This window comes from Aliihoeflea sp. 2WW (assembly GCF_000497755.1).
In the GTDB taxonomy this organism is placed as follows: domain Bacteria; phylum Pseudomonadota; class Alphaproteobacteria; order Rhizobiales; family Rhizobiaceae; genus Aliihoeflea.
Genome location: NZ_AYOD01000036.1, coordinates 1 through 22,952, shown reverse-complemented (window position 1 = coordinate 22,952; position 22,952 = coordinate 1). Strand labels below are relative to the sequence as shown.

Annotated in this window: 26 protein-coding genes; 19 read left to right on the top strand and 7 right to left on the bottom strand. The window is 64.7% G+C overall.

All coding sequences use genetic code 11. The features are described from left to right. The first annotated feature begins 65 nt into the window (after positions 1–65). The gene (gene ccmB / locus ALII_RS0116575) at positions 66–731 is read left to right on the top strand and encodes a heme exporter protein CcmB (protein ID WP_024588350.1); all 666 of its coding nucleotides are present in this window, start codon (positions 66–68) and stop codon (positions 729–731) included. A 3-nt stretch (positions 732–734) separates the two neighbouring features. Here the strand turns inward: ccmB and ALII_RS0116570 are convergent, their stop codons facing one another. From ALII_RS0116570 to ALII_RS0116555, 4 genes are all read right to left on the bottom strand, one after another. Further along, a complete protein-coding gene (locus tag ALII_RS0116570) occupies positions 735–1,304 on the bottom strand; it encodes a GNAT family N-acetyltransferase (protein WP_024588349.1) in 570 nt (189 codons plus the stop codon). A gap of 122 nt (positions 1,305–1,426) precedes the next feature. Beyond that, positions 1,427–2,206 carry a Bax inhibitor-1/YccA family protein gene (locus ALII_RS0116565; RefSeq protein ID WP_024588348.1) on the bottom strand — a complete coding sequence of 260 codons (780 nt, stop codon included), beginning with the start codon at positions 2,204–2,206 and terminating at the stop codon, positions 1,427–1,429. Positions 2,207–2,426: 220 nt separating this feature from the next. Beyond that, a complete protein-coding gene (locus ALII_RS0116560) occupies positions 2,427–4,973 on the bottom strand; it encodes an ABC transporter permease (protein WP_024588347.1) in 2,547 nt (848 codons plus the stop codon). A gap of 199 nt (positions 4,974–5,172) precedes the next feature. Further along, positions 5,173–5,850, bottom strand: coding sequence for an ABC transporter ATP-binding protein (locus ALII_RS0116555; protein WP_029660644.1), 678 nt, complete (start codon positions 5,848–5,850; stop codon positions 5,173–5,175). Between the two features lie 111 nt (positions 5,851–5,961). Here ALII_RS0116555 and ALII_RS0116550 point away from each other — a divergent pair, with 111 nt between their 5' ends. The 4 genes from ALII_RS0116550 to ALII_RS0116535 all read left to right on the top strand — a co-directional run bounded on the left by ALII_RS0116550 (position 5,962) and on the right by ALII_RS0116535 (position 8,222). Next, a complete protein-coding gene (locus tag ALII_RS0116550; RefSeq protein WP_024588345.1) occupies positions 5,962–6,597 on the top strand; it encodes an arylesterase in 636 nt (211 codons plus the stop codon). 299 nt (positions 6,598–6,896) lie between these two features. Continuing rightward, positions 6,897–7,493, top strand: a complete 597-nt coding sequence (gene thpR / locus ALII_RS0116545; protein ID WP_024588344.1) for an RNA 2',3'-cyclic phosphodiesterase — start codon at positions 6,897–6,899, stop codon at positions 7,491–7,493. Continuing rightward, the gene (locus ALII_RS0116540) at positions 7,493–7,789 is read left to right on the top strand and encodes a 4a-hydroxytetrahydrobiopterin dehydratase (protein WP_152529660.1); all 297 of its coding nucleotides are present in this window, start codon (positions 7,493–7,495) and stop codon (positions 7,787–7,789) included. The genes thpR and ALII_RS0116540 overlap by 1 nt, the downstream gene beginning before the upstream one ends. A 52-nt stretch (positions 7,790–7,841) precedes the next feature. Beyond that, the gene (locus ALII_RS0116535; protein WP_024588342.1) at positions 7,842–8,222 is read left to right on the top strand and encodes a YkvA family protein; all 381 of its coding nucleotides are present in this window, start codon (positions 7,842–7,844) and stop codon (positions 8,220–8,222) included. Here the strand turns inward: ALII_RS0116535 and ALII_RS0116530 are convergent, their stop codons facing one another. After that, positions 8,223–8,798 (bottom strand): sigma-70 family RNA polymerase sigma factor, encoded by a 576-nt coding sequence (locus ALII_RS0116530; protein WP_024588341.1) that lies wholly within the window; start codon positions 8,796–8,798, stop codon positions 8,223–8,225. It abuts the gene before it with no gap. Between the two features lie 386 nt (positions 8,799–9,184). On the opposite strand from ALII_RS0116530, the gene ALII_RS0116525 reads away from it, so the two are divergent. The 5 genes from ALII_RS0116525 to ALII_RS0116505 all read left to right on the top strand — a co-directional run bounded on the left by ALII_RS0116525 (position 9,185) and on the right by ALII_RS0116505 (position 12,823). After that, positions 9,185–9,688, top strand: a complete 504-nt coding sequence (locus ALII_RS0116525; protein WP_024588340.1) for an invasion associated locus B family protein — start codon at positions 9,185–9,187, stop codon at positions 9,686–9,688. 191 nt (positions 9,689–9,879) lie between these two features. Continuing rightward, the gene (gene rlmN, locus ALII_RS0116520; RefSeq protein ID WP_024588339.1) at positions 9,880–11,103 is read left to right on the top strand and encodes a 23S rRNA (adenine(2503)-C(2))-methyltransferase RlmN; all 1,224 of its coding nucleotides are present in this window, start codon (positions 9,880–9,882) and stop codon (positions 11,101–11,103) included. Between the two features lie 159 nt (positions 11,104–11,262). Further along, a complete protein-coding gene (locus tag ALII_RS21700; RefSeq protein WP_024588338.1) occupies positions 11,263–11,928 on the top strand; it encodes an NYN domain-containing protein in 666 nt (221 codons plus the stop codon). Positions 11,929–11,930: 2 nt separating this feature from the next. Beyond that, positions 11,931–12,395 (top strand): hypothetical protein, encoded by a 465-nt coding sequence (locus ALII_RS0116510; RefSeq protein WP_024588337.1) that lies wholly within the window; start codon positions 11,931–11,933, stop codon positions 12,393–12,395. Beyond that, positions 12,392–12,823, top strand: coding sequence for a hypothetical protein (locus ALII_RS0116505; RefSeq protein ID WP_024588336.1), 432 nt, complete (start codon positions 12,392–12,394; stop codon positions 12,821–12,823). The genes ALII_RS0116510 and ALII_RS0116505 overlap by 4 nt, the downstream gene beginning before the upstream one ends. Here ALII_RS0116505 and ALII_RS0116500 read toward each other — a convergent pair. Further along, complete coding sequence (locus tag ALII_RS0116500; protein WP_024588335.1) at positions 12,804–13,448, bottom strand: LysE family translocator; 645 nt, start codon at positions 13,446–13,448, stop codon at positions 12,804–12,806. The two genes, ALII_RS0116505 and ALII_RS0116500, sit on opposite strands and share 20 nt — an antisense overlap. Positions 13,449–13,608: 160 nt before the next feature. Here ALII_RS0116500 and ALII_RS0116495 point away from each other — a divergent pair, with 160 nt between their 5' ends. From ALII_RS0116495 to ALII_RS0116475, 5 genes are all read left to right on the top strand, one after another. Continuing rightward, positions 13,609–14,745 carry a TRAP transporter substrate-binding protein gene (locus ALII_RS0116495; RefSeq protein ID WP_024588334.1) on the top strand — a complete coding sequence of 379 codons (1,137 nt, stop codon included), beginning with the start codon at positions 13,609–13,611 and terminating at the stop codon, positions 14,743–14,745. Positions 14,746–14,825: 80 nt separating this feature from the next. Next, positions 14,826–15,446, top strand: a complete 621-nt coding sequence (locus ALII_RS0116490; RefSeq protein WP_024588333.1) for a TRAP transporter small permease subunit — start codon at positions 14,826–14,828, stop codon at positions 15,444–15,446. Further along, on the top strand, positions 15,443–16,861 hold the full coding sequence (locus ALII_RS0116485) for a TRAP transporter large permease subunit (protein ID WP_024588332.1): 1,419 nt from the start codon (positions 15,443–15,445) through the stop codon (positions 16,859–16,861). The genes ALII_RS0116490 and ALII_RS0116485 overlap by 4 nt, the downstream gene beginning before the upstream one ends. Positions 16,862–16,875: 14 nt before the next feature. Then, the gene (locus tag ALII_RS22795; RefSeq protein ID WP_024588331.1) at positions 16,876–17,070 is read left to right on the top strand and encodes a hypothetical protein; all 195 of its coding nucleotides are present in this window, start codon (positions 16,876–16,878) and stop codon (positions 17,068–17,070) included. 106 nt (positions 17,071–17,176) lie between these two features. Further along, positions 17,177–18,400, top strand: a complete 1,224-nt coding sequence (locus tag ALII_RS0116475; RefSeq protein ID WP_024588330.1) for an argininosuccinate synthase — start codon at positions 17,177–17,179, stop codon at positions 18,398–18,400. Positions 18,401–18,463: 63 nt separating this feature from the next. On the opposite strand, the gene ALII_RS0116470 is transcribed toward ALII_RS0116475, so the two are convergent. Next, positions 18,464–19,279 carry a lytic murein transglycosylase gene (locus ALII_RS0116470; RefSeq protein ID WP_024588329.1) on the bottom strand — a complete coding sequence of 272 codons (816 nt, stop codon included), beginning with the start codon at positions 19,277–19,279 and terminating at the stop codon, positions 18,464–18,466. Positions 19,280–19,518: 239 nt separating this feature from the next. Here ALII_RS0116470 and ALII_RS0116465 point away from each other — a divergent pair, with 239 nt between their 5' ends. From ALII_RS0116465 to ALII_RS0116450, 4 genes are all read left to right on the top strand, one after another. Continuing rightward, a complete protein-coding gene (locus ALII_RS0116465; RefSeq protein ID WP_024588328.1) occupies positions 19,519–20,193 on the top strand; it encodes a DUF1236 domain-containing protein in 675 nt (224 codons plus the stop codon). A 134-nt stretch (positions 20,194–20,327) separates the two neighbouring features. Then, positions 20,328–21,407 (top strand): putative zinc-binding metallopeptidase, encoded by a 1,080-nt coding sequence (locus ALII_RS0116460; protein WP_024588327.1) that lies wholly within the window; start codon positions 20,328–20,330, stop codon positions 21,405–21,407. Between the two features lie 174 nt (positions 21,408–21,581). After that, entirely contained in the window at positions 21,582–21,707 is a 126-nt protein-coding gene (locus ALII_RS23250; protein WP_280113771.1) for a hypothetical protein, read from the top strand. A gap of 106 nt (positions 21,708–21,813) precedes the next feature. Then, a complete protein-coding gene (locus ALII_RS0116450; protein ID WP_024588326.1) occupies positions 21,814–22,848 on the top strand; it encodes an aspartate-semialdehyde dehydrogenase in 1,035 nt (344 codons plus the stop codon). Positions 22,849–22,952 lie beyond the last annotated feature (104 nt).

Sequence of the window (22,952 nt, the reverse complement as noted above, 5' to 3'; positions counted from 1 at the left end):
GGGGGAGAGGTGGCCCGAAGGGACGGAGTGGGGGTGGTCTCCCACAACGCTTCGGGATCACCCGCATGCTAGCCCTCCTCCACCGCGACATCCGGCTCGGCATCCGCGCCGGCGGCGGGGCGCTGGTGGGCGTCCTGTTCTTCCTCGCCGTCGTCGCCGTGGTCCCGTTCGGCGTCGGACCCGACCTGAACCTCCTCGCCCGCATCGGCCCGGCCATCCTCTGGATCGGCGCGCTGCTCGCCAGCCTGCTCGGCCTCGACCGCCTGTTCCAGGCCGACCGCGAGGATGGCTCGCTCGATCTCCTGATCCTCGCCGACCAGCGCCACATGCTGGCCGTCACGATCTTTGTCAAATGCGCCGCGCACTGGACCGCGAGCGTGCTGCCGCTGGTCGTCGCCTCGCCGCTGCTCGGCCTCTTCATGAACATGGAGCCGGTCGCGATCCTCGCCACCTCGGCGACCCTCCTCGCCGGCACCCCGGCCATCGCCTTCATCGGCGCGGTGGGCGCGGCGGTCGCCGTGTCGCTGCCGCGCGGCGGGCTGCTCGTTTCCGTCCTGATCCTGCCGCTGGTGATCCCGGTTCTGATCTTCGGCGTTTCCGCCGCCTATGGCGCGGCGAACGACCCGCAGCCCTTCCTGCCGCCGTTCCTGATCCTGTGCGCCCTCACCCTCTTCTTCGCGGTGATCGGCCCGTTTGCGGCGGCGCTGGCGCTCAAATCGTCTTCGGATTGAACCTCAGGCCTCGCCGCGGAACCGGCGCTCGGGCAGCGAGACGGGGTCCGGCGGCGCATCCGCGCCCTCGTTGAGCGCAAGCTGCATGAAGGCGGTGTCGAGCCAGCGGCCGTGCTTGTAGCCGGTGCCGACGAGCCTGCCGGCATCCGCAAAACCCATCTTGGCATGGAGCCTCACCGAGGCGCTGTCCGTCCGTCCGTCGCCAATAACGGCGATCATCTGGCGAAAGCCGAGCCGGGTCGACGCCTCGATAAGCCGTTCCATCAAAAGCCGCCCGACGCCCGCACCCTTGGCATCTGGAGCGACATAGACCGAGTTCTCGACGATGAAGCGATAGGCCGGGCGCGGGCGGAACGCGCCGGCATAGGCATAGCCGACGAGCTTCCCGCCCCGCTCCGCGGCGAGATAGGGAAAGCCGCCCGCCTCGAGCGCGGCGAAGCGCGCCGTCATCTCGGCAAGATCCGGCGGGACGAGCTCGTAGCTCGACGTGCCGTTCGAAACGGCGTCGGCGTAGATTTCGGTGATGGCGGGAAGGTCGGCGCGCGTGGCGGGGCGGATGGTGATGGCGGTCATGCAAGGGCTCTCCGGTCGACCATTGATAGGAGAGCTTTCCGGCAAGGAAAATCCCGCGTGCGGCTGGCCCAACGAAAAAGGGCGGCCCGAAGGCCGCCCTTGTCTATTTCCGTTCGTGCCGACTATTCGCGGTTGCCCAGGAACTGCAGCATGAACATGAAGAGGTTGATGAAGTCGAGGTAGAGACGCAGCGCGCCCATGATCGCCTTGCGGCCCATGGCGACGGCGCCGTCACCCTCGAAATACATCTCCTTGATCTTCTGCGTGTCGTAGGCGGTGAGGCCCGCGAAGATCAAGACGCCGATCGCGGAAACCGCGAACTGCAGGGCCGAGGACTGCAGGAAGATGTTGACGATCATCGCGATGATCAGGCCGAACACGCCCATGATCAGGAACGAGCCCATGCCCGTCAGGTCGCGCTTGGTCGTGTAGCCCCACAGCGACAGGGCGCCGAAGGCGGTCGCGGTGATGAAGAAGGTCTGCGTGATCGACTGGGCCGTGTAGACCAGGAAGATCGACGACAGCGACACGCCCATCATCGCGGCGTAGGCCCAGAAGGTGGTCTGCGCGGCCGATACGCTCATCTTGTCGATGCGGAACGACAGGAAGAATACCATGGCGAGCGGCGCGAGCATGACGACCCAGCGCAGCGGCGAACCGTAGAGCGTCGCGCCGAGCGCGGTCAGCATCGAGCCGTTGCCGAGCGTGGCGACGGCCTGGCTCGGATCGGAGGTGGTGGCGAGCGAAACGGTGCCGAGGGCGGCAACGCCGGTGATGGCGAGGCCGAGCGCCATCAGGTTGTAGACCCTGAGCATATAGGCGCGCAGGCCCTGGTCGATAGAGGCATCGGCCTGGACGCCGGCGGCCCCGTACCGCGCCTGATAATTACGAAGGTCAGCCATGTGAATGGTCCTCTTTGCTACTGTCCCGTCCGGTGTCGGGCGTACTCATGAACATGTCGTTAAACATGCGCCCAGGCGCCGCTGGCGGGACTCCAGCATGCCTGTGGCAGAATATGCGCATTCCGTGCGACGATCACAAGACCAAACCGGCGCTGAAATGTGGCGTGAACGGCGGCAAATGGTCCCGATCCGTCAACGCTGACGACAATGTGAGCCCATTCTAAAGTTCGCGCAAGACGGGTGCCGCCTTGTGACCGAGCACGCGCCACGTGCCGACGAGCCCGAAACCGACCGTCAGCACCAGCGCGATGACGATCGTCGAGACGGCAACTTCGGGCAGGAATGCCGAGGGCAGCCCCATGATCCGCGCGATCACGAACCAGGCCGCAACGCCGCCCGCGAACAGCGCGAAGATCGCCGTCGCCAGCCCGATGATCGTGTATTCGAGCGAAAAGGCGGTGATCAGCGTTCGCCGCGTCGCGCCCAGCGTCTTCAGCACCACCGCGTCGTGCACCCGCGCTCTATTGCCGGCGGCAAGCGCCCCCGACAGCACCAGCACGGAGGCGACGAGCGCGACGCCAGCCGCCGCCCGGATCGCGACGGCAAGCTGCGCGACGATCTGGTTGACGATGTCGAGCGCATCCTTGACCCGCACCGAGGTCACCGACGGGAAGGTGCGCGTGATCGCGTTGAGGATACGTGCCTCGTCGGCGTTGGTCGCGGTATCGTCGGCAAGCGTCGCCAGCCAGGAATGCGGCGCACCCGCAAAGGTGTTGGGCGAGAACACCATGACGAAGTTGATGCCCATCGATTCCCACTCGACCTGCCGGAAATTGGCGATGCGTGCGGTGACGTTGCGGCCGAGCACGTTGACCGTGATCGTATCGCCGAGCTTCAGGCCGATCTCGCCGCCCTCTTCGGCCGCGAAGGAGACCAGCGGCTCGCCATCGTAATCCTCCGGCCACCATTGGCCTTCGGAGAGCGTGGAGTTCTCCGGTGCGTTGCGTGCATAGGTGATGCCGCGGTCGCCGCGCAGCACCCAGGCGCCTTCCGGGGGCACCTGAATTTCGCGCACGTCGACATCGTTGATCTCCATCACCCGCCCGCGCAGCATCGGCACGCGAATGAGCTTGCCCTCGGGCGCCTCGGCCTCGACGAGCGACGCGAAATCCTCGACCTCGTTCGCCTGGATGTCGACGAAGAAGAAGTTCGGCGCCTGTTCGGGCAGGTTGCCCGAAATCTGGCGGCGGAGGTTTCCGTCGATAAGCGCCAGCGTGACGAGGAGCGTCAGGCCGAGCCCGAGCGACAGGACGACCGACGGTGTCAGCGCGCCGGGACGGTGGACATTGCCCAGCGCAAGCCGGAGCGCGGTGGAGGAAACGCGCGGGCTGCGACGGGCAAGCGTCTGCACCAGTACGCCGACGACGCGCAGCACCAGAAAGGCGAAGATGGTCGCGCCGACGAAGATGGTCGCGATGCGCCGGTCGCCGGAAAAGCCGACGGCAAGGACCGCCAGCATGATGGCGATCGCCGCCGCCGAAATCACATAGACCGCACGCGGCAGGCCGCGGCCTTCCAGCCCCAATTCCCGGAAGAGCGCGGTGGCCGGCACGTCGCGGGCGCGGCCGAGCGGCAGGATGGCGAAGGCGAGCGTCACCAGCAGACCGAACAGCGCCGCCAGCGCCAGCGCGCCGGGATAGATGCCGCCTTCGGACGGGATCGGCAGAACGTTGGCGAGCATGGCGCTCGCCGCGAACGGCATGATCGCGGCCAGCACAAGACCAACGGCGATGCCGACGCCGGCGATGATCAAGATCTGGATCAGATAGATGGAAAAGACCAGCGCGCCGGACGCACCGAGGCTCTTGAACGTGGCGATGACGCCGCGCTTGGCATCGAGATAGGCGCGCACGGCATTCGCCACGCCCACCCCGCCGACGACGAGCGCGGTCAGCCCGACCAGCGTCAGGAACTGCGAGAAGCGCTCGATATTGGAGGAGAGCGACGGCGCGGCGTTGGTGCGCGAGCGGATCGACCAGCCGGCCTCGGGAAACTGCGCGCCAGCGGCCTCGCGGATGGCCTCGATCTCGTCTTCCGACGTACCGAGCGGCATGCGGATCTTGTACCCATGCTCGACGAGGCTGCCCTCCTGCAACAGCCCGGAGGCGCGCAGGCCGTCGATCGACACCATCAGGCGCGGCGCAAGGCCGAACCCGTCCGAAATCGCGTCCGGTTCGTTCAGAAGTTCGGCGCGCAACTCGAAGACCTGGTCGCCGAGGACGACACGGTCGCCGATCTCGAGCCCGAGCCGCTGGAACAGAATGTCCGGCGCCACCGCACCGAAGACGCCGTCACGTTCCTCGATCTGCGTCGCGATCGGATCGGCGAGCGTGGTTTCGACCGCGCCATAAAGCGGATAGGCAGCATCGACCGCCTTCGCCTCGACCAGCGTCTGGTCCGACCCATCCTCCAGCCGCACCATGGACCGGATGCCGGCCGTGTGCGTCACGTCGCCGATCTCGGCGAGGAAAGCCGCCTCGTCCGGCGTCGTTTCCCGCTGGTTGAGCTCGAAGCGCATGTCGCCGCCAAGCAGGGTCTGGCCCTGGTTGGAAACGCCAAGGGTGATCGCCTGTGCGACGGAGTTGACGCCTCCGATGGCGGCAACGCCGAGGGCGATGCAGGCGATGAAGATGAGGAAGCCGGAAAGGCCGGCGCGCATTTCGCGGCCGGCGAAACGGAAGGCGAGGGCGAGGTGGCGGGAGGTCATGGGAGCGGCCTCGCAGTGCGAGAGTCTTTGGTAGCGGACCTCCACCCTTTATCCCTCCCCACAAGGGGGAGGGAGGCATCCACGTTGCGATTTAAGCTTGATGCGTCGCCGCCATGGGATGCGCCGCGCTCACGTCCCCCTCCCTCTTGTGGGGAGGGATAAAGGGTGGGGGTCCTCTCCAAAAGACTCAGACCCCCCATCACGCCCGCACCGCCTGCAATTGCGGCTCGCTCTCGATCCGCCCCGACCGAATGGCGATCTGCCGCGAGCACCGCGCCGCCAGTGCCGGGTCGTGCGTCACCAGCATCAAGGTCATGTCGCGCTCGACGGCCTTGGCGAACAGCATGTCGGCAATCTGCCGGCCCGTCGCCTGATCGAGATTGCCGGTCGGCTCGTCGGCGATGAGCAGGCGCGGCGAGGGCGCAAGGGCCCGCGCGATGGCGACGCGCTGCTGCTCGCCGCCCGAAAGCTCGCCCGGATAATGCGTCAGGCGATCCTTGAGCCCGACCTCAGTCAGCTCCCGCTCCGCAATGGCGAAGGCATCGTCGCGGCCGGCAAGCTCCAACGGCACGGCGACGTTTTCCAGCGCCGACATATTGGGGATCAGGTGGAAGGACTGGAAGACGATACCGACATTGCGGCCGCGAAAGGCGGCAAGCTGGTCCTCGCTCATCGCGGTCAGATCTTCGCCGGCGATGCGAATCTGCCCGGCATCGATGCGCTCCAGCCCGGCGAGCACCATCAAGAGCGTCGACTTGCCCGACCCGGACGGGCCGACGATGCCGGCCGTCTCGCCGGCGGCGATGTCGAGGCTGATGCCCTTCAGGACATGGACGGACGATGCGCCCTCGCCGAGCGTGAGCGAAACGTCTTTCATCTCGATGACGGGTTTAGTCACGGCCGATCGCTCCTATATGCACTTTTGAAGCGGGAACGGTCGTTCCCTGACGGGCCGGCGAACCGGCTGGTTTCATATGGGTTGTGGGTGATGGCGTTCAATTCTTCCATACGCGTTTTGGTCGCAGGCGCGCTGGCGCTCGTCGCCGGTGTCGCCTCGGCGATGGCCGAACCGGTGCGGATCGTGGCCTTCGGCGACAGTCTGATGGCCGGATACCAGTTGAACCCGGGCGAATCCTTCCCCGAAAGGCTGGAAGAAGTGCTGAAGGCGCGCGGTCACGATGTGGTGATCGCCAATGCCGGCGTCTCCGGCGATACGACGAGCGCGGGCCTTGCCCGCCTCGACTGGTCCGTGCCCGACGATACACAACTCGTCATCCTGGGCCTCGGCGCCAACGACATGCTGCGCGGCGTCGACCCGGACGTCACCGAGCGCAATTTGACCCAGATGATGGAACGGCTCGAGGCCCGCGACATCGACGTGATGCTGATGGGCATGCTTGCCGCGCCCAATCTCGGCGCGTCCTACGGCACCCGCTTCAACGGCATCTATCCGGGCCTCGCCAGCCGCTTCGACGTCGAGCTCTACCCCTTCTTTCTCGACGGCGTGACCACCGTTTCGGGCATGACGCTCGACGACCGGATGCACCCGAGCGCGGCCGGCGTCGACCGCATGGTCGAGGGCGTGCTGCCGATGGTGGAGGCCTATATCGAGGCGCAAGGGTAACGTTAACGGTTGATGAATTACGCTGCGCTGCAAAATCGCTTGCGGAACGAAGCCGCCGGTGATTCGCTTGTAGTCAGACGCAGTCGATTCGAGGAGGGCCAGAGCCGGTCTCGAAATACCGGTGAAAAGTCCCGGACGGCAGATGCCGCACTGCAAGCGTCGTTTTTCGCCGACCGGTTCGCCGCCCGATCTTCGGGCTGACATCCCGGCTTCGGCGCCTTCCAGGCAACCATGCGTCGAAGCGGCCAAGGCCGCCTGCTCCCGTCAGCAGCCGGCCGGATTTGGGGAAGGACCAGACCATGCCGCGACTTTTCACCGCTCTCGAAATCCCGCGCGACGCCGCCCTTTCGCTCTCCCTCTTGCGTGGCGGCCTGCCCGGCGCACGCTGGATCGACCCCGAGAATTATCACCTGACGCTGCGCTTTTACGGCGACGTGCCCGGCCATGTCGCCGACGAGATCGCGGTCGCGCTCGACCGGGTCCACCGGCCCCCCTTCACGCTCTGCCTGTCCGGCGTCGGCGCCTTCGGCTCGAAGAAGCCGCATTCGGTCTATGCCCGCGTTGCGCCCTCGCCCGAACTGAATGCGCTTCAGGCCGAGATCGAGCGGATCGGCCAGCGCCTCGGCCTGCCGGCGGATGCGCGCAAGTTCACCCCGCATGTCACGGTCGCACGCCTGCGCAACGTCTCGCCGGGCGAAGTCGCGCATTACCTTTCCATGCGCGGCAATTTCTCGACCGCGCCGTTCCGGGTCGCCCGCTTCGTCATGATGTCCTCGCGCGATTCGATCGGCGGCGGCCCCTATGTCGTCGAGGAGGCCTGGCCGCTCGACCGCGTCGAGCAGCCGGCACGCGGCGGCTGGGCGAGCATCCCCCAGCCGGCATGGACGCCGCGTTGATGGCGAAGGACGCCCTTGCGGAAACGGAAATCCCGGCAGCGCTCGAAACGCTGCCGGACTGGACGCGCGACGCGGATGGCAAAGGCATCTCGCGCAGCTTCAAGTTCAAGAATTTCAGCCAGGCCTTCGGCTTCATGACGCGCTGCGCGCTTGCCGCCGAAAAGGCCGACCACCATCCCGAATGGTCGAACGTCTACAACCGCGTCGACGTGCGCCTCACTTCGCACGATGTCGGCGGTCTGTCGCAGCGCGACATCGACATGGCGAAGCGCTTCGACAAGCTGTTCGAGGCTTGAAGCGGTTTCGCGCCGATCCCATTTCTCAACCGTTGAACGGGATCGAAAACCGATGAAGCAGGCGACCATCGACGACATTCTGCAGCCGGGCGACCGGCGCACCAACGAGGAGCGCGCGCGCCGCGTGGCGGGCGGCTTCTGGCGCACCTTCAAGCGCGCCTCGCGCCACATCCCCTTCGCCGACGAACTCGTCGCCGCCTATTATTGTGCGCTCGACCCGAAGACGCCCTTGCGCGCCCGCGGCACGCTCCTGGCTGCGCTCGCCTATTTCGTCCTGCCCTTCGACCTGGTGCCGGATTTCATCCTCGGCCTCGGCTTCACCGACGACATCGCGGTGCTGACCGCCGCGATCGCGAACATTCGCGCCCACATCACGCCCGAACATCGCGACGCCGCGCGCGGCGCGCTCGAACGCTTCGCGCGCTCGGCCTGATCAATCCGCCGTATCGACCTGCGCATCGGCTTCCAGCGCCTTGCGCAGGCGTGAGAAGGCCAGCCTGATCCGCGACTTGACGGTGCCGAGCGGCAGTCCGGTGCGCTCCGCGATCTGGCTATGCGTCAGCCCGGCGAAGAAGGCGAGGCGGATCAGTTCGATCTGTTCGGCCGGCAGCGCGGAAAGCGCCAGCCGCACCCGTTCGTCGCGGCGCGCGCCGTCCACCGCCTCGTCGGCGGGTTCGGGCGCGTCCGGCTCGAAGATCGGATCGGCGGGATCGAGCCGATGCGATTTGTCGCGGCGCAGAAGGTCGATCCGCCGGTTGCGCGCGATGCGGTAGAGCCACGTGGCGAGCGAGGACTTCGCCGGATCGAACAGATGCGCCTTGTGCCAGAGAACCGACATGACCTCCTGCGCGAGGTCCTCGGCCTGCCCCCGATCCATCCCCAGACGCTGCAGATGGCCGTTCACGCGCGGCGCGAAATGGTCGAACAGGATTTCAAAGGCGGCCCGGTCGCGGTCGACGGCCACGCGAGCGGCCAGCCTTGCGTGGTTCTGTGCAGGCGTCGTCGTCATGCGATGCGGAAAACTCTCCCGAACGGCCTTGCTGCCGCTGTTTCGGGCAAGAGTAAGCGGCGTGTCTGGCGCGCGCAACCGTCAACTTCGCAGCCAACTTCACGGCCTGACACATTCAGTCAAAATCTTGCCGCCTTTGCCCGGTTCAACATCCGGTCAGGGACGACGGGCGCGCAAGGCCACGGCACGGATGCGCCCGTGCAATCAGAACTGACCCTGAGGCCGGGCGACCGGATGAGGGGAGGGGAAGCTCGGGGATCGGCAAGCCAGCGCCAGCCGGTTTATTCTTTGGTAACCCCGTTTCCGTAAAATTCGAGGCAATCCGGGCCTCAGCGCCCGTTTCGTTAAGCAGTCCAAAACGATCAGACAGGGATCAAAGGTAAGCCATGCGCAGAACAATCGCGACACTCTCCTGCCTCAGCATGGTCGCTCTCGCCACGCCGGCGCTCGCCCAGTCCGCAACCAAGATCGGCCAGCACAATGCCTGGGGCACCTATTCCTACGAGGGTGATGGCGGGCGCGTGTGCTATGTGCTGACGGTTCCGACCGACAAGCAGCCGACCAGCCTCAACCATGGCGACATCTTCTTCTTCGTCAGCCAGAAGCCGGGCCAGAACGTCTCCTACGAGCCGCAGTTCATCGCGTCCTACAATCTGCAGGACAATTCGAAGGTGACGGTACAAGTGGGCAATTCGACCTATTCGATGTTCACGCGCGGCACCTCCGCATGGCTCGAAAACGCCGCCCAGGAAGGCGAGCTGATCGCCGCCATGCGCGGCGGCGCCGACATGAAGATTTCGGCGCGCTCCGGCCGCGGCAACGAGACCAACTACACCTTCTCGCTTCGCGGCATCACCGCCGCCCTCTCATCGATCCAGAACTGCAGCTAGGATCGGCTTGAGAAACGCTGAATTGGCCGGGGCGAAAGCTCCGGCCTTTTCATTTGCCGCAACGTCGCTTATGTGAGCGCCACCGACCGGCCGGCCCTCGCGCCGCCCGATTAGCGGCGACGTTTCGTTCGTGATAGGAACGATTGACGTTCAGCCGCCGCGATTGCCCCGATTTCCGAGATCACCGACCGATGACCCTGACGCTCGACCTGACCCAGCCCGCCACCCGTGCCGCCCTTCGCCCGAAGAGCGCCGAGAAGCCGTCGCTGATCGGCATGTCGCGCGAGGAGATGGCCGCGGCGCTGGGCGAGATCGGCATTCCCGAAAAGCAGCGCCGCATGCGCGTCCAGCAGCTCTGGCACTGGCTCTATGTGCGCGGCGTCGCCGATTTCGCGCATATGTTCAACATCTCCAAGGAACTTCGCGGCAAGCTGGCCGACGCCTTCACCATCGCCCGGCCGGAAATCGTCGAGGAGCAGATATCCGAGGACGGCACGCGCAAATGGCTGTTCCGCTTTCCCCCGCGCGGCGCCGGCCGCCCGGTCGAGATCGAGACCGTCTACATTCCCGAGGAAGGGCGCGGCACGCTGTGCATTTCGAGCCAGGTCGGCTGCACCCTGACCTGCACCTTCTGCCACACCGGCACGCAGAAGCTGGTGCGCAACCTCACGGCCGAGGAAATCCTCACCCAGTTGATGACCGCCCGCGACCGGCTCGGCGACTTCCCGGACCGCGACACGCCGGACGGCGCGATCGTGCCGGCCGAGGGCCGCAAGATCACCAACATCGTCATGATGGGCATGGGCGAGCCGCTCTATAATTTCGAGGAAGTGAAGAAGGCGCTGCTGATCGCCTCCGACGGCGACGGGCTTTCCCTGTCCAAGCGCCGCATCACGCTTTCCACCTCCGGCGTCGTGCCGGAAATCTACCGCACCGGCGACGAGCTTGGCGTCATGCTGGCGATTTCGCTCCACGCCGTGAACGACGATTTGCGCGACCTTCTGGTGCCGATCAACAAGAAGTATCCGCTGCATACGCTGATCCAGGCCTGCCGCGACTATCCCGGCCTGTCGAACGCCCGCCGCATCACCTTCGAATATGTGATGCTCAAGGACATCAACGATTCGCTGGAGGACGCCAAGGAACTGGTGAAGCTCCTGCGCGGCATTCCCGCCAAGATCAATCTGATCCCGTTCAATCCGTGGCCCGGCTCGAACTATCAGTGCTCGGACTGGGAGCAGATCGAGAAATTCGCCGACTACGTCAACGCCGCCGGCTACGCCTCGCCGATCCGCACCCCCCGCGGCCGCGACATCCTCGCCGCCTGCGGCCAGTTGAAGTCCGAATCCGAGCGGATGAAGAAGTCCGAGCGCCTGGCGCTCGAGGCGATGATGATCGCAGGACACGGCGAGTGATCGGTACTTGACTCTTCATGGAGTTGGAGTCCTCCGCACGATTCCTTCTTTACTTCATGCCCCAAAATCCCATATAAGCGTCGGAGTAATCCCGCTAGGGCTACGGCCTTAGCGCTTCCCCCGGGCCACGGCTCGGGGGTTTTCATTTTTGGGGTTCGAATGGGGCAACGGAAACGCGTCGACTGTTTTGTCGACGGCTTCAATCTATACCATGCGGTCGCCAATCTTGGGATTGCGCACCTCAAATGGTTCGATCTCCGAAAGCTCGTTTCCGTTTTTCTCGATCCTGCCGAACACGAACTCGGCACTGTTTTCTATTTCTCCGCCTACGCGACTTGGCTTCCAGGACCGCATGCGCGACATCAGCAATATGTCGAAGCAATCAAGGCGAACGGCGTTCGGCCTGTGATGGGCCACTTCAAAGCCAAGGACCGTGTCTGCCGGAAGTGCGGAACCTCCTATGTCGCTCACGAAGAGAAGGAAACCGACGTCAACATCGCGCTTGCGCTCATCAACGGCGCGTACAAGGACGAGTTTGACGAGGCCTTTATTGTAAGTCGCGACAGTGATTTGACGCCAGCAGTCAAAATGCTGCTGACGGAATTTCCCAAAAAGTCGATCAAGATGATTTCTCCGCCGAATGCCGGGCATAGCAAGGAAATCGCGGCATTGGTCGGAAAAAAGAAACTCGCTTCGATCAAGAAAATCCATTTGGAGAGAAATTTGCTGCCTGCAACGGTTACGGACCCAGACACCGGGATCGTGATCGCTCGCCGGCCAAAATCTTACGATCCGCCAAACATCGAAGTCGGATCGCACGGCTAAGAATGAACCGCCTCGTCACCTACATCTTCCGCTTCATCGCGATCCTTGCCGGTTTCGTCGTCGCCTGCCTCGCCGCAAGCTTCTTCCTCAGTTTTCTCTTCGCCTCGACGGTCGTCGCAATCATCCCGGAACTGTCCGAGGCGGCACGTCCGACGCTCTTCGTCACCGTGCCGTTTCTCGCCCTGATCATCGGCAATTTGTCCTTCGGCGCCTTCCTGCTGGTCGCGGTCGCGGCCGAGCTTCTGGGCTGGCGCTCATGGCTCGCCCATGCGCTCGCCGGTGCGCCGGTCGCGCTTTACGCCGGCTGGCGGATGGCCGAAATGCTTGATGCGCCAGGCGCTGCCAACGATCCCGGCCTGATGCTGCTGACGGTCGCCGCCGGCCTCGTCGGCGGCATCGCCTATTGGCTCATCGCCGGACGCAATGCGGGAATGTGGAGAGACGACGCCGGCCGGGCTCCGTCTTGATCCGGACCGTCACGATCGTGACGGGGCTCGCCCTCGCATTCCTCACTGCCGCAGCGACGCTTCTTCTTCCCGCCTTGCTCGGAACGTTTCTCACCGGCGAGTTTACCCAGTCGATGCTCGGTCAGGCCGATCGAGTGACGACGATCGTCTTGATCCTAGCCGCATACGCCCTCATTCCTGCGCTGAATTTCGTCGTCCTGGCGGAGTGGCGACGGTGGCGGCACTGGCTGGTTTACGTAGCGACAGGAGCCTTCATACCCGCGCCGATCGGTCTGCTGACCGTCTTCAATCCGCGCGCATCGGAAGATGGCCTCTCCATGGCGATCCTGTTCTCGATCGCCGGTGCAGTTGGCGCTTTCGCCTATTGGCTCGTCGCCGGTCGCAATGCGGGCCGCTGGCGCGACGAGCCTAGCGCGCCTGCGTCATGAGAATGCGCAGCGCGAAGGCCGAGAACACGCCTGCGAACACATAGTCGATGACCCGCGTCACGCGCGGCGAGCGCTTCAGGAGCGCCGAAAAGCTGTCGGCCGCGATCACCATCGGCACGGTGATCGGCAGCGACAGCGGAATGAACAGCGCGCCGAGGAAGAACAGCTTGGCCGGCGCATCGGGGTCGGATGCCGAGACGAACTGCGGCAGGAAGGTCATGAAGAACAGGATGATCTTCGGATTGAGAAGGTTGATGCCGAGCCCCGTCGCCCAGTTGGCGAAGAAAGAGCGCTTCGCCCGCGCCTCCCCGGTGCCGGGCGAGAAGGCCGATCCGTGCCGGATCGCCTGATAGGCGAGCCAGACGAGATAGAGCGCACCGACGAGCTTCAGGACGAAGAAGGCCTCGGGGGAGGCGACGATGAGCGCGGAAAGCCCGAGAGCGACCAGCGCCGTGTGGATGACGATACCCGTCATCGCGCCCAGCATGCAGGCAAACCCAGCCGCCCGACCTTCCGACAACGCGCGGCCGACGAACAGCGTCATATCGGGCCCGGGCGTGATCGCGATGACGATCGTGGCGATGGCGAACTGGACAAGCGTGGCGGTGGTCGGAAGGAATTCCATGGGCGTCATCCGGATCAGAAAAGGCAGTCGCGATCATATTAGCCATTAGTCGTATGCGCCACACATCGCGCGACGGCCGCTTGCGTTACTTAACGTAATAGCTATCCTCCGCGGCAGGGCCGGCGAGAAATGCCGGCGCTGTCTTTGGGAGGAGACCAATATGGAAAACAGATCGCTTTCGCGCCGGAAATTCCTCGGCGCAGGTGCAACCACCGTTGTCGGCGCGACCGCCGCCAGCGCGCTGGCCGCGCCCGCCGTGCTCGCGCAGGCACCCGTCACCATCAAGATGCAGACCTCGTGGCCCTCATCCGACATCTGGATGGATTTCGCGCGCCAGTACATCGAGCGCGTCGAGAAGATGTCGGCGGGCCGCATCAAGTTCGAGCTACTGCCGGCTGGCGCAGTCGTCGGCGCCTTTCAGGTTCTCGACGCCGTCAATGACGGCATCATCGACGCCACCCACACCGTTCCTGTCTACTGGTACGGCAAGCACAAGGCGGCCTCGCTCTTCGGCACCGGCCCGGTCTTCGGCGGCAGCGCCACGACCATGCTCGCCTGGTTCCACCAGGGCGGCGGCAAGGAGCTCTACCAGGAGCTGACGCAGGACATCATGGGCCTCAACGTCGTCGCCTTCTACGGCTTCCCGATGCCGGCCCAGCCCTTCGGCTGGTTCAAGGAGCCCGTCACCACGGTCGCCGACATCAACGGGTTCAAGTACCGCACCGTCGGCCTTGCTGCCGACCTGCTGCAGGAAATGGGCATGAGCGTCGCGCAGCTTCCCGGCGGCGAAATCGTGCCGGCGATGGAGCGCGGCGTCATCGACGCCTTCGAGTTCAACAATCCCTCGTCGGATCTTCGCTTCGGCTCGCAGGACGTCGCCAAGCACTACATCCTGTCGTCCTACCACCAGGCGAGCGAATCCTTCGAGTTCATGTTCAACCGCGACGTCTTCGACGGGCTGGACGACGATCTGAAGGCGATCCTCGAATATGGCGTCGAAGCTGCCAGCACCGCCAACACGGCGCTCGCGCTCGACAACTATTCGGCCGACCTCGTCAAGCTGCAGGAAGAAAGCGGCGTGACGGTGCACCGCACGTCGAGGGAAATCCTCGCCGCGCAGCTCGAGGCCTGGGACAAGATCATCCCCACGCTCGAGGCCGATCCCTTCATGAAGAAGGTGCTCGACAGCCAGCGCGAATGGGTCGAACGTGTCACCTTCTACGAACTGATGAACTCGGCGGACCTGGCGCTTGCCTACGAGCATTATTTCCCCGGCAAGCTGAAGATGGAAGGCTAAGGGCCGAGCCCGGAACCTTCTTCTTGTCCGGCTCCTGTTCGTCAGGGGCCGGACTTTATCTGTAACGGGATTGGCAGTTCATGCTCCGCTTCATTGCATTCGCCGACGAGTTGTCGGCGTGGTTCGGCAAGGTTTTCGCCTGGTGCATCGTCATCATGGCTCTCGGCGTCGGATACGAGGTTCTCGTCCGCTACGCATTCCGCGCCCCCACCCCCTGGGCCTTCGATCTGAGCTACATGATGTACGGCACGATGTTCATGATGGCCGGCGCCTACACGCTGTCGCGCAACGGACATGTGCGCGGCGATTTCGTCTACCGGCTCTGGCAGCCGCGCACGCAGGCCAAGATCGAATTCGTCCTCTACTTCTTCTTCTTTTTCCCCGGCGTGCTCGCTCTCGTCATTTCCGGCTGGAAATATGCCAGCCGCTCCTGGGGCTACATGGAAGTCAGCACGATGAGCCCGGCGGGAATGCCGATCTACCAGTTCAAGACCGTCATCGTCGCCGCGGGAACCCTGCTCCTGATCCAGGGCTTCGCGCAGGTCTGCCGCTGCCTCGTCACCATGAGGACCAACGAATGGCCGCAGCCCGCGCCTGACGTCGAGGAACTCGAAACCATCATGCTGCGCGAAAACGCGCCGGTGCTTCAACACGGCAGCGAAGCCGTCGATGTCGTCACGCCGAAGGAGCCCCGCCCATGAGCGATCCCGTCATTGCCCTGGTGATGCTCGGGCTGTTCATCTTCGTCATCATGCTGGGCTTTCCGATTGCCTTCACCTTGATGGCGCTGGCGATCGGCTTCGGCTACTACGCCTATTTCGACGCCGGCCGCATGTGGGCGCCGTACAACCGGATGCTCGATCAGGACGTCTCGTCCTTCGACCTTTGGCAGTCCTGGATCGGCGGCTTCTTCAACAACCGCATCTTCGATCTCTTCGTCAACCAGACCTATTCGGTCATGGCCAACGACGTCCTGACCGCGATCCCGCTGTTCCTGTTCATGGGCTACATCGTCGAACGCGCCAACATCGTCGACCGCCTGTTCGAGACGCTGAGCATCGCCACCCGCCGCGTGCCCGGATCGATGGCGGTCGCCGCGCTCATCACCTGCGCCCTCTTCGCCACCGCCACCGGTATCGTCGGCGCCGTCGTCACGCTGATGGGCCTGCTCGCCTTCCCGGCCATGATGAAGGCGCGCTACGACACCAGCTTCGCCTCGGGCGTCATCTGCGCCGGCGGCACGCTCGGCATCCTGATCCCGCCGTCGATCATGCTGATCGTCTATGCGGCGGCGTCGGGCACCTCGATCGTGCGGCTCTATGCCGGTGCGCTCGTTCCCGGCTTCCTGCTGGCGGGCATGTATCTCGTCTACATCATCATCCGCGCGGTCATGCAGCCGAGCCTTGCGCCAAAGCCCGTCGAACCGGCGGAGCCGATCCCGCTCGGGCGCCTCATGTGGATGATGCTGACCTCGTTCTTCCCGCTCGCCGTTCTCATCATGTCGGTGCTGGGCGCGATCCTGTTCGGCCTCGCAACGCCGTCCGAGGCCGCGGCCATCGGCGCTCTGGGCGGTCTCGTCCTGGCGATCGCCTACCGCGCGCTGACGTGGCGAAGACTGCGGGAATCGGTCTATCTGAGCGTGCGCACAACGGCGATGGTCTGCTGGCTGTTCGTCGGCTCCTGGGTCTTCGCCTCCGTGTTCTCCTATCTCGGCGGCGAGCATGTCGTGCGCGACTTCGTGGTCGGCATGGACCTGACCCCGTTCCAGTTCCTGATCCTGGCCCAGTTCATCATCTTCCTCCTGGGCTGGCCGCTCGAATGGTCGGAGATCATCATCATCTTCGTGCCGATCTTCCTGCCCTTGCTGGTGATCTTCGAGATCGATCCCCTGTTCTTCGGCATCCTGATCGCGCTCAACCTGCAGACGTCGTTCCTGACACCGCCGATGGCGATGTCGGCCTACTATCTCAAGGGCATCGCCCCGCCGGAGGTCCGCCTGACGCAAATCTTCGCCGGATCGCTGCCCTATGTGGGCATGGTCTTCATCACCATGGCGCTGCTCTACATCTTCCCGCAGCTCGTCTACGGCCTGCCCCAGGCGATCTACGGAAGATAGGAAAGGACGCTTCGATGCTTGCCAACAGACTGGCTCCGCCGCTCGCCCTGATCGGGTTCGTCGCTTTCTTCGCGGTCATCTTGTGGAAGGTGCCGCGGCTCGACCTCGGCATGGTCATCGCGATCGGCATCGCTGCCGTGCTCTACGATCTCTACGAGACGGCCCGCCGAGGGGTCCGCTCGAAGCGGGCGCGCGTGCACAACCTGTAAGATAGGGCCCGGGCCGGACGCCTTGTCCGGCCCGCCATTCCTGCTAAAAGAACGGCCGGACGGGCTTTGGCGCCCGAAACGGAATTCATCGCAGGCAGGTTCCCGAATGTCGAAATGGAAAGACGTCAAGAAGGTCGTGCTCGCCTATTCGGGCGGTCTCGACACCTCGATCATCCTGAAATGGCTCCAGACGGAGCTGGGGGCGGAGGTCGTCACCTTCACCGCCGATCTCGGACAGGGCGACGAGTTGGAGCCGGCCCGCAAGAAGGCCGAGATGCTCGGCATCAGGGAAATCTACATCGAGGACGTGCGCGAGGAATTCATCCGCGACTTCGTCTTCCCGATGTTCCGCGCCAATGCGGTCTATGAAGGCACCTACCTTCTCGGAACCTCGATCGCCCGCCCGCTGATCTCCAAGCGCCTCGTCGAGATCGCCGAGGAGACCGGCGCCGATGCCATCGCGCACGGCGCGACCGGCAAGGGCAACGACCAGGTCCGCTTCGAACTTTCCGCCTACGCGCTCAACCCCGACATCAAGGTCATCGCCCCATGGCGCGACTGGACCTTCAAGTCGCGCACCGACCTGATCAATTTCGCCGAGCAGCACCAGATCCAGGTGACAAAGGACAAGAAGGGCGAGGCGCCCTTCTCGGTCGACGCCAACCTCCTGCACTCCTCATCCGAGGGCAAGGTTCTGGAAGATCCGTGGGTCGAGCCGCCGGAATATGTCCACCAGCGCACCATCTCGCCGATGGACGCCCCGGACAAGGCGACGGATGTCGTCATCAACTTCCGCAAGGGCGACCCGGTCGCGCTTGACGGCAAGGAAATGTCAGCGGCGAGCCTCTTCGCAGCGCTCAACGACCTCGGCCGCGACAACGGCATCGGCCGTCTCGATCTCGTCGAGAACCGTTTCGTCGGCATGAAATCGCGCGGCGTCTACGAGACTCCCGGCGGCACGATCCTTCTCGCCGCTCACCGGGCGATCGAATCGATCACGCTCGACCGCGGCGCCGCGCATCTGAAGGACGACATCATGCCCCGCTATGCGGAGCTGATCTATAACGGCTTCTGGTTCTCGCCCGAGCGCGAGATGCTGCAGGCGCTGATCGACAAGAGCCAGGAAGACGTCGAGGGCGAGGTGCGCCTCAAACTCTACAAGGGCAACGTCATCGTCACCGGCCGCCGCTCGCAAAAGTCGCTCTATTCCGATGCCCTGGTCACCTTCGAGGACGACCGCGGCGCCTACGACCAGAAGGATGCCGAAGGCTTCATCCGTCTCAACGCCCTGCGCCTGCGCACGCTGGCGGCAAGGAAGCGGCAGGGCTGAGCCCCGAGTACGATCCATAAAAAAGGGCCTCGCGGGGCCCTTTTTCTTGTCCGGATTTCCGTCTCAGTTCGCGTCGATCTGGCGCCCGAGCACGGCGATCGCCTGCTGGTAGACGCTGGCGGCGTTCCAGCCCTGGATCGCCGCGAAGTTCGGCTCGCCCGGCTGGTAGCCGGCGCCCGCGCGCCACCCATGGCCGCGCAGGAAGTTGGCGGTCGAGGCCAGCGCATCGGCGCGGCTGTTGATCAGGTCGATGCGCCCGTCGCCATCGCCGTCGACGCCGTAGCGCACGACGTTTGCCGGCAGGAACTGCGTCTGGCCGATTTCGCCATGCGCCGCGCCCTTGGCCGCCGGGTTGAGGTTGCCCTGATCGACGAGCTGCAGCGCACCGATCAGGTGGCCGGAGAAGAATTCCGAACGCCGGCAGTCATAGGCGAGCGTGGCGACGGCGGACAGGATGTTCTCGTTGCCGAGGAAGCCGCCGAAGCCGGTCTCCATGCCCCAGATCGCCATCAGCGGACCGGCCGGCACGCCGTAGACGCGCTCGATGCGGGCGAGAAGGTCGGCATTCTGGCGCTTGAGCTGCGTGCCGCGCGAGACGATGGCGTTGCCACCGCGTCGCTCGAGGAACTGGTCGAGCGTCAGGGTGAAGCCGCCACCCTGCTTGCGATCGGCCGCGATGGTGCGCGTGGCGTAGCTGGTGCCCTGGAGGGCCGAGACGCCGCGCTGCCCGACGCCGTTCGATGCCGCGCGCTGTGCGAACTGGCCCTTCCAGGCCTCGAAGCCCGCGCCATCATTGCCGCATTGCTGCGCCTGGGCGAGCGATACGCTCGCTGCCAGTGCCACGACTGCGCCCAGCAAAATCTTTCCCCGTCCTGCCATCCGTCTGCCTTTCGAAATGCCTGAGATGAAGTGTGGCCCATGCGGGCGCGTGGACGCCAAAGCGTCGGCATGCCGATCACTCTTGCATAAGCTTCTTACCCGCACGTTATCCCGTCGTGGTTGTCCGATCATGTTGACCGAATTGTGATCCGCCCGCAAACAAGCATCGCGCCGCGGAACCAGGGGGCTTTCACGCCGTTGTTACCGCGAAGGTGACACCCCCTGCGGAGAACACGAACATGAAGAACATCCTGACCTCGTCGGCGGCCATCGCCGTCGTGCTGCTGGCCTCGTCGACGGCCTTTGCACAGACCGCCGTGACTGCCACGACCGACCTCAACGTGCGCGCCGGCCCCGGCCCGCAATACCCGATCGTCGGCTCGATCGCCGCCAGCGGCGAAGCGACCCTCGCCGGCTGCCTCGAAAATTCCAAGTGGTGCCAGGTTTCGGCCGCCGGCGCGGAAGGCTGGGCCTATTCCGACTATCTGATCGCCGACAATGCCGGCGCACAGATCGTCGTCACCGAACGTCCGGCCGAGATGATCCCGGTCGCGACCTATGAGGAAAGCACCGCAACGGGTGCGGGCGCGATTTCCGGCGCCGCCACCGGCGCGATCGCGGGCGCCCTCGTCGCAGGTCCCATCGGCGCAGCCGTCGGAACCGTTGCAGGCGCCGCGACCGGCGGCCTGACCGAAGGCGTTCTGACCGACCCGGACCCGCAGCTTCGCACCTATGTGATGGAGAACGAAGTCGAGCCGGTCTATCTCGACGGCGAAGTCGTCGTCGGCGCGGGCGTACCGGACACGGTCGAAATCCGCGAAATCCCGGACTACGACTACCGCTATGCCTACATCAACGGCCAGCCGGTCGTCATCGAGCCGGAATCGCGCCGGATCGTCTACATCGTCCGCTAAGCCCGGACATCTCGCAGGAAGAGCCGTCGGCCGTGTGCCGGCGGCTTTTCTTTTGCGCCGCGTGCCGATCGCCGGAACGGCTGCGATTGTCGCGAGTTTCCCGGTTTCGATGCCCTCTCCCGGATGACCCTCCCATGAAGCTCTTTTCCTGCCCGCAATGTTCGAGCCGTCTCTATTTCGAGAACGGCATGTGCCTCGCCTGCGGCACGGCCGTCCTCTACGACCCGATGCAGGAGAATTTCGTCGTGACGGGACAGGGCGGGTTCACCTGCACCAACGCCCTTCCGGCCGCCTGCAACTGGGTCGCCGAAATCGAGGGCGGCTTTTGCCGGGCCTGCTCCCTGAACCAGACCATCCCGGACCTCTCGATCGAGGGCAACCCGGAGCGCTGGGCGCATACGGAGGCGGCCAAGAAGCGCGCCGTCTATCAGCTCCTCCATTTCGGTCTCGACGCCTTTCCCAAGGCGAATCCCGATGATGAGGTTGGCCTCGCCTTCGACTTCCTGGCGGACCCGATCGGCGCGGGGCCCGGAGGCGAACGCGTCCTGACGGGCCACGACAATGGCCTCATCACGCTTAACGTCGCCGAGGCCGACAGCCCCGAGCGCGAGAAGATGCGCGTCGCGATGGGCGAGGCCTATCGCACCCTTCTCGGCCATTTCCGCCACGAGCTCGGCCACTATTACTGGGATCGCCTCATCCGCGACGACGGGCAATGGCTCGACCGCTTCCGCGCGCTCTTCGGCGACGACACCGAGGACTACATGCAGGCGCTGCAGCGCCACTACGACGCCGGGCCCCAGCCCGGCTGGGAACAGAACTACATCTCGCACTATGCCGCGAGCCATGCCTGGGAAGACTGGGCCGAGACGTGGGCGCATTATCTCCACATCTACGACACGCTGGAGATGACGGCGGCCCTCAACATGCCGCTCGGCCGTCTCGACACCGCCGTCGAGCACGATCTGCCGCCGAACGAAGGCGAATTCGCCGACCAGCCCGTCGCGGCCCATGCCGCCGACCCCGAGCCGCCGGCCGATTTCGACGAACTCCTGACCCGCTGGCTGATCCTGTGTGAGGCCTCCAACCAGATCAACCGCTGCATGGGCCTGCCGGACCTCTACCCGTTCGTCATTTCCGAGCCCGTGGCCGAGAAACTGCGCTTCGTCCATGAGTTGATGGCGGAGACGCGCGGGCGTTCGGGGCCGCATTGAGCGGGGAGTAGGGGAGTATTTGGACGTGCGAATGCGGGCGCAAGTCGCTCGCTTTGTTCGCCAGGCCTTTTTCTTCACCTACTCCCCTACTCCCCTACTCCCTTACTCCCCTCCTTCCCCCGATTGACTCCGCCACAGAACCGCGTAAAACCCCCGCCGAACGGGAAACTCGCAATGCGCGGCCTCATACTGGCATTCATGGCCTCTTCGCTTGGCGCCTTCGGACGCGGCGAGGCGCGCGCGCGCGCTCGTTCCACCCCGGCCACCAAGCTCTCCAAAACCACCACCAAAACCGTCTGATCTTCTGGCCTTTCCGCTCTCTCCCCGGTCTGGCCAGGGAGAAGGTCCGCTCATGGCCGGCGGACGGTCTCAGGGTCGAAGCGCGGAGAGATCGAGGATCAACGATATGGGTTTCAAGATCGCAGTCGCAGGCGCCACCGGCAATGTCGGGCGCGAAATGCTGAACATTCTGGAAGAGCGCGGCTTTCCGGCCGACGAGGTCGTGGCGCTCGCCTCGCGCCGCAGCCAGGGCACGGAAGTCTCCTATGGGGACCGCACCTTGAAGGTGCGCGACCTTGCGCAGTACGACTTTTCCGACACCGACATCTGCCTGATGTCGGCCGGCGGCAACGTGTCGAAGGAATGGTCGCCGAAGATTGGCCGCCAGGGCTGCGTCGTCATCGATAACTCGTCCGCCTTCCGCTACGACCAGGACGTGCCGCTGATCGTGCCCGAAGTGAACCCGGACGCGATCGACGCCTTCACGAAGAAGAACATCATCGCCAATCCGAACTGCTCGACCGCGCAGCTCGTCGTCGCCATGAAGCCGCTGCACGACAAGGCGACGATCAAGCGCATCGTCGTCTCGACCTACCAGTCCGTCTCCGGCGCCGGCAAGGAAGGCATGGACGAGCTCTTCACCCAGACCCGCGCCGTCTTCGTCGCAGATCCGGTCGAGGCCAAGAAGTTCACCAAGCGCATCGCCTTCAACGTCATCCCCCACATCGACGTCTTCATGGACGACGGCTCGACCAAGGAAGAATGGAAGGTGATGGCCGAGACCAAGAAGATGCTCGACCCGAAGATCAAGGTCACCTGCACCGCCGTGCGCGTGCCGGTCTTCATCGGCCATTCCGAGGCGGTCAACATCGAGTTCGAGAATCCGATCACCGCCGACGAAGCGCGCGAAATCCTGCGCGACGCCCCCGGCTGCCTCGTCATCGACAAGCGCGAGGACGGCGGATACGTCACCCCGCTCGATTCGGCCGGCGAGGACGCGACCTATATCAGCCGCATCCGCGAGGACCAGACCATCGAAAACGGCCTCAACATGTGGGTCGTCTCCGACAATCTGCGCAAGGGCGCCGCGCTGAATGCAGTCCAGATCGCCGAACTGCTGGTCGCGCGTGGGTTGATCCAGCCGAAGAAGCAGGCGGCGTAAGCGTTCGGATGGACTGATGCAAAAAGGCCGGGTTCACGCCCGGCCTTTTTGTTTGCCGTTTCTGTGAAGAGGACCCCCACCCTTTATCCCTCCCCACAAAGGGG

Bases quoted from the DNA above. Each gene is read 5' to 3' on its own strand.
- ccmB (WP_024588350.1), top strand. From the start codon at position 66: ATGCTAGCCCTCCTCCACCGCGACATCCGGCTCGGCATCCGCGCCGGC.
- ALII_RS0116570 (WP_024588349.1), bottom strand. From the start codon at position 1,304: ATGACCGCCATCACCATCCGCCCCGCCACGCGCGCCGACCTTCCCGCC.
- ALII_RS0116565 (WP_024588348.1), bottom strand. From the start codon at position 2,206: ATGGCTGACCTTCGTAATTATCAGGCGCGGTACGGGGCCGCCGGCGTC.
- ALII_RS0116560 (WP_024588347.1), bottom strand. From the start codon at position 4,973: ATGACCTCCCGCCACCTCGCCCTCGCCTTCCGTTTCGCCGGCCGCGAA.
- ALII_RS0116555 (WP_029660644.1), bottom strand. From the start codon at position 5,850: ATGAAAGACGTTTCGCTCACGCTCGGCGAGGGCGCATCGTCCGTCCAT.
- ALII_RS0116550 (WP_024588345.1), top strand. From the start codon at position 5,962: ATGGCGTTCAATTCTTCCATACGCGTTTTGGTCGCAGGCGCGCTGGCG.
- thpR (WP_024588344.1), top strand. From the start codon at position 6,897: ATGCCGCGACTTTTCACCGCTCTCGAAATCCCGCGCGACGCCGCCCTT.
- ALII_RS0116540 (WP_152529660.1), top strand. From the start codon at position 7,493: ATGGCGAAGGACGCCCTTGCGGAAACGGAAATCCCGGCAGCGCTCGAA.
- ALII_RS0116535 (WP_024588342.1), top strand. From the start codon at position 7,842: ATGAAGCAGGCGACCATCGACGACATTCTGCAGCCGGGCGACCGGCGC.
- ALII_RS0116530 (WP_024588341.1), bottom strand. From the start codon at position 8,798: ATGACGACGACGCCTGCACAGAACCACGCAAGGCTGGCCGCTCGCGTG.
- ALII_RS0116525 (WP_024588340.1), top strand. From the start codon at position 9,185: ATGCGCAGAACAATCGCGACACTCTCCTGCCTCAGCATGGTCGCTCTC.
- rlmN (WP_024588339.1), top strand. From the start codon at position 9,880: ATGACCCTGACGCTCGACCTGACCCAGCCCGCCACCCGTGCCGCCCTT.
- ALII_RS21700 (WP_024588338.1), top strand. From the start codon at position 11,263: ATGGGGCAACGGAAACGCGTCGACTGTTTTGTCGACGGCTTCAATCTA.
- ALII_RS0116510 (WP_024588337.1), top strand. From the start codon at position 11,931: ATGAACCGCCTCGTCACCTACATCTTCCGCTTCATCGCGATCCTTGCC.
- ALII_RS0116500 (WP_024588335.1), bottom strand. From the start codon at position 13,448: ATGGAATTCCTTCCGACCACCGCCACGCTTGTCCAGTTCGCCATCGCC.
- ALII_RS0116495 (WP_024588334.1), top strand. From the start codon at position 13,609: ATGGAAAACAGATCGCTTTCGCGCCGGAAATTCCTCGGCGCAGGTGCA.
- ALII_RS0116490 (WP_024588333.1), top strand. From the start codon at position 14,826: ATGCTCCGCTTCATTGCATTCGCCGACGAGTTGTCGGCGTGGTTCGGC.
- ALII_RS0116485 (WP_024588332.1), top strand. From the start codon at position 15,443: ATGAGCGATCCCGTCATTGCCCTGGTGATGCTCGGGCTGTTCATCTTC.
- ALII_RS22795 (WP_024588331.1), top strand. From the start codon at position 16,876: ATGCTTGCCAACAGACTGGCTCCGCCGCTCGCCCTGATCGGGTTCGTC.
- ALII_RS0116475 (WP_024588330.1), top strand. From the start codon at position 17,177: ATGTCGAAATGGAAAGACGTCAAGAAGGTCGTGCTCGCCTATTCGGGC.
- ALII_RS0116470 (WP_024588329.1), bottom strand. From the start codon at position 19,279: ATGGCAGGACGGGGAAAGATTTTGCTGGGCGCAGTCGTGGCACTGGCA.
- ALII_RS0116465 (WP_024588328.1), top strand. From the start codon at position 19,519: ATGAAGAACATCCTGACCTCGTCGGCGGCCATCGCCGTCGTGCTGCTG.
- ALII_RS0116460 (WP_024588327.1), top strand. From the start codon at position 20,328: ATGAAGCTCTTTTCCTGCCCGCAATGTTCGAGCCGTCTCTATTTCGAG.
- ALII_RS23250 (WP_280113771.1), top strand. From the start codon at position 21,582: ATGCGCGGCCTCATACTGGCATTCATGGCCTCTTCGCTTGGCGCCTTC.
- ALII_RS0116450 (WP_024588326.1), top strand. From the start codon at position 21,814: ATGGGTTTCAAGATCGCAGTCGCAGGCGCCACCGGCAATGTCGGGCGC.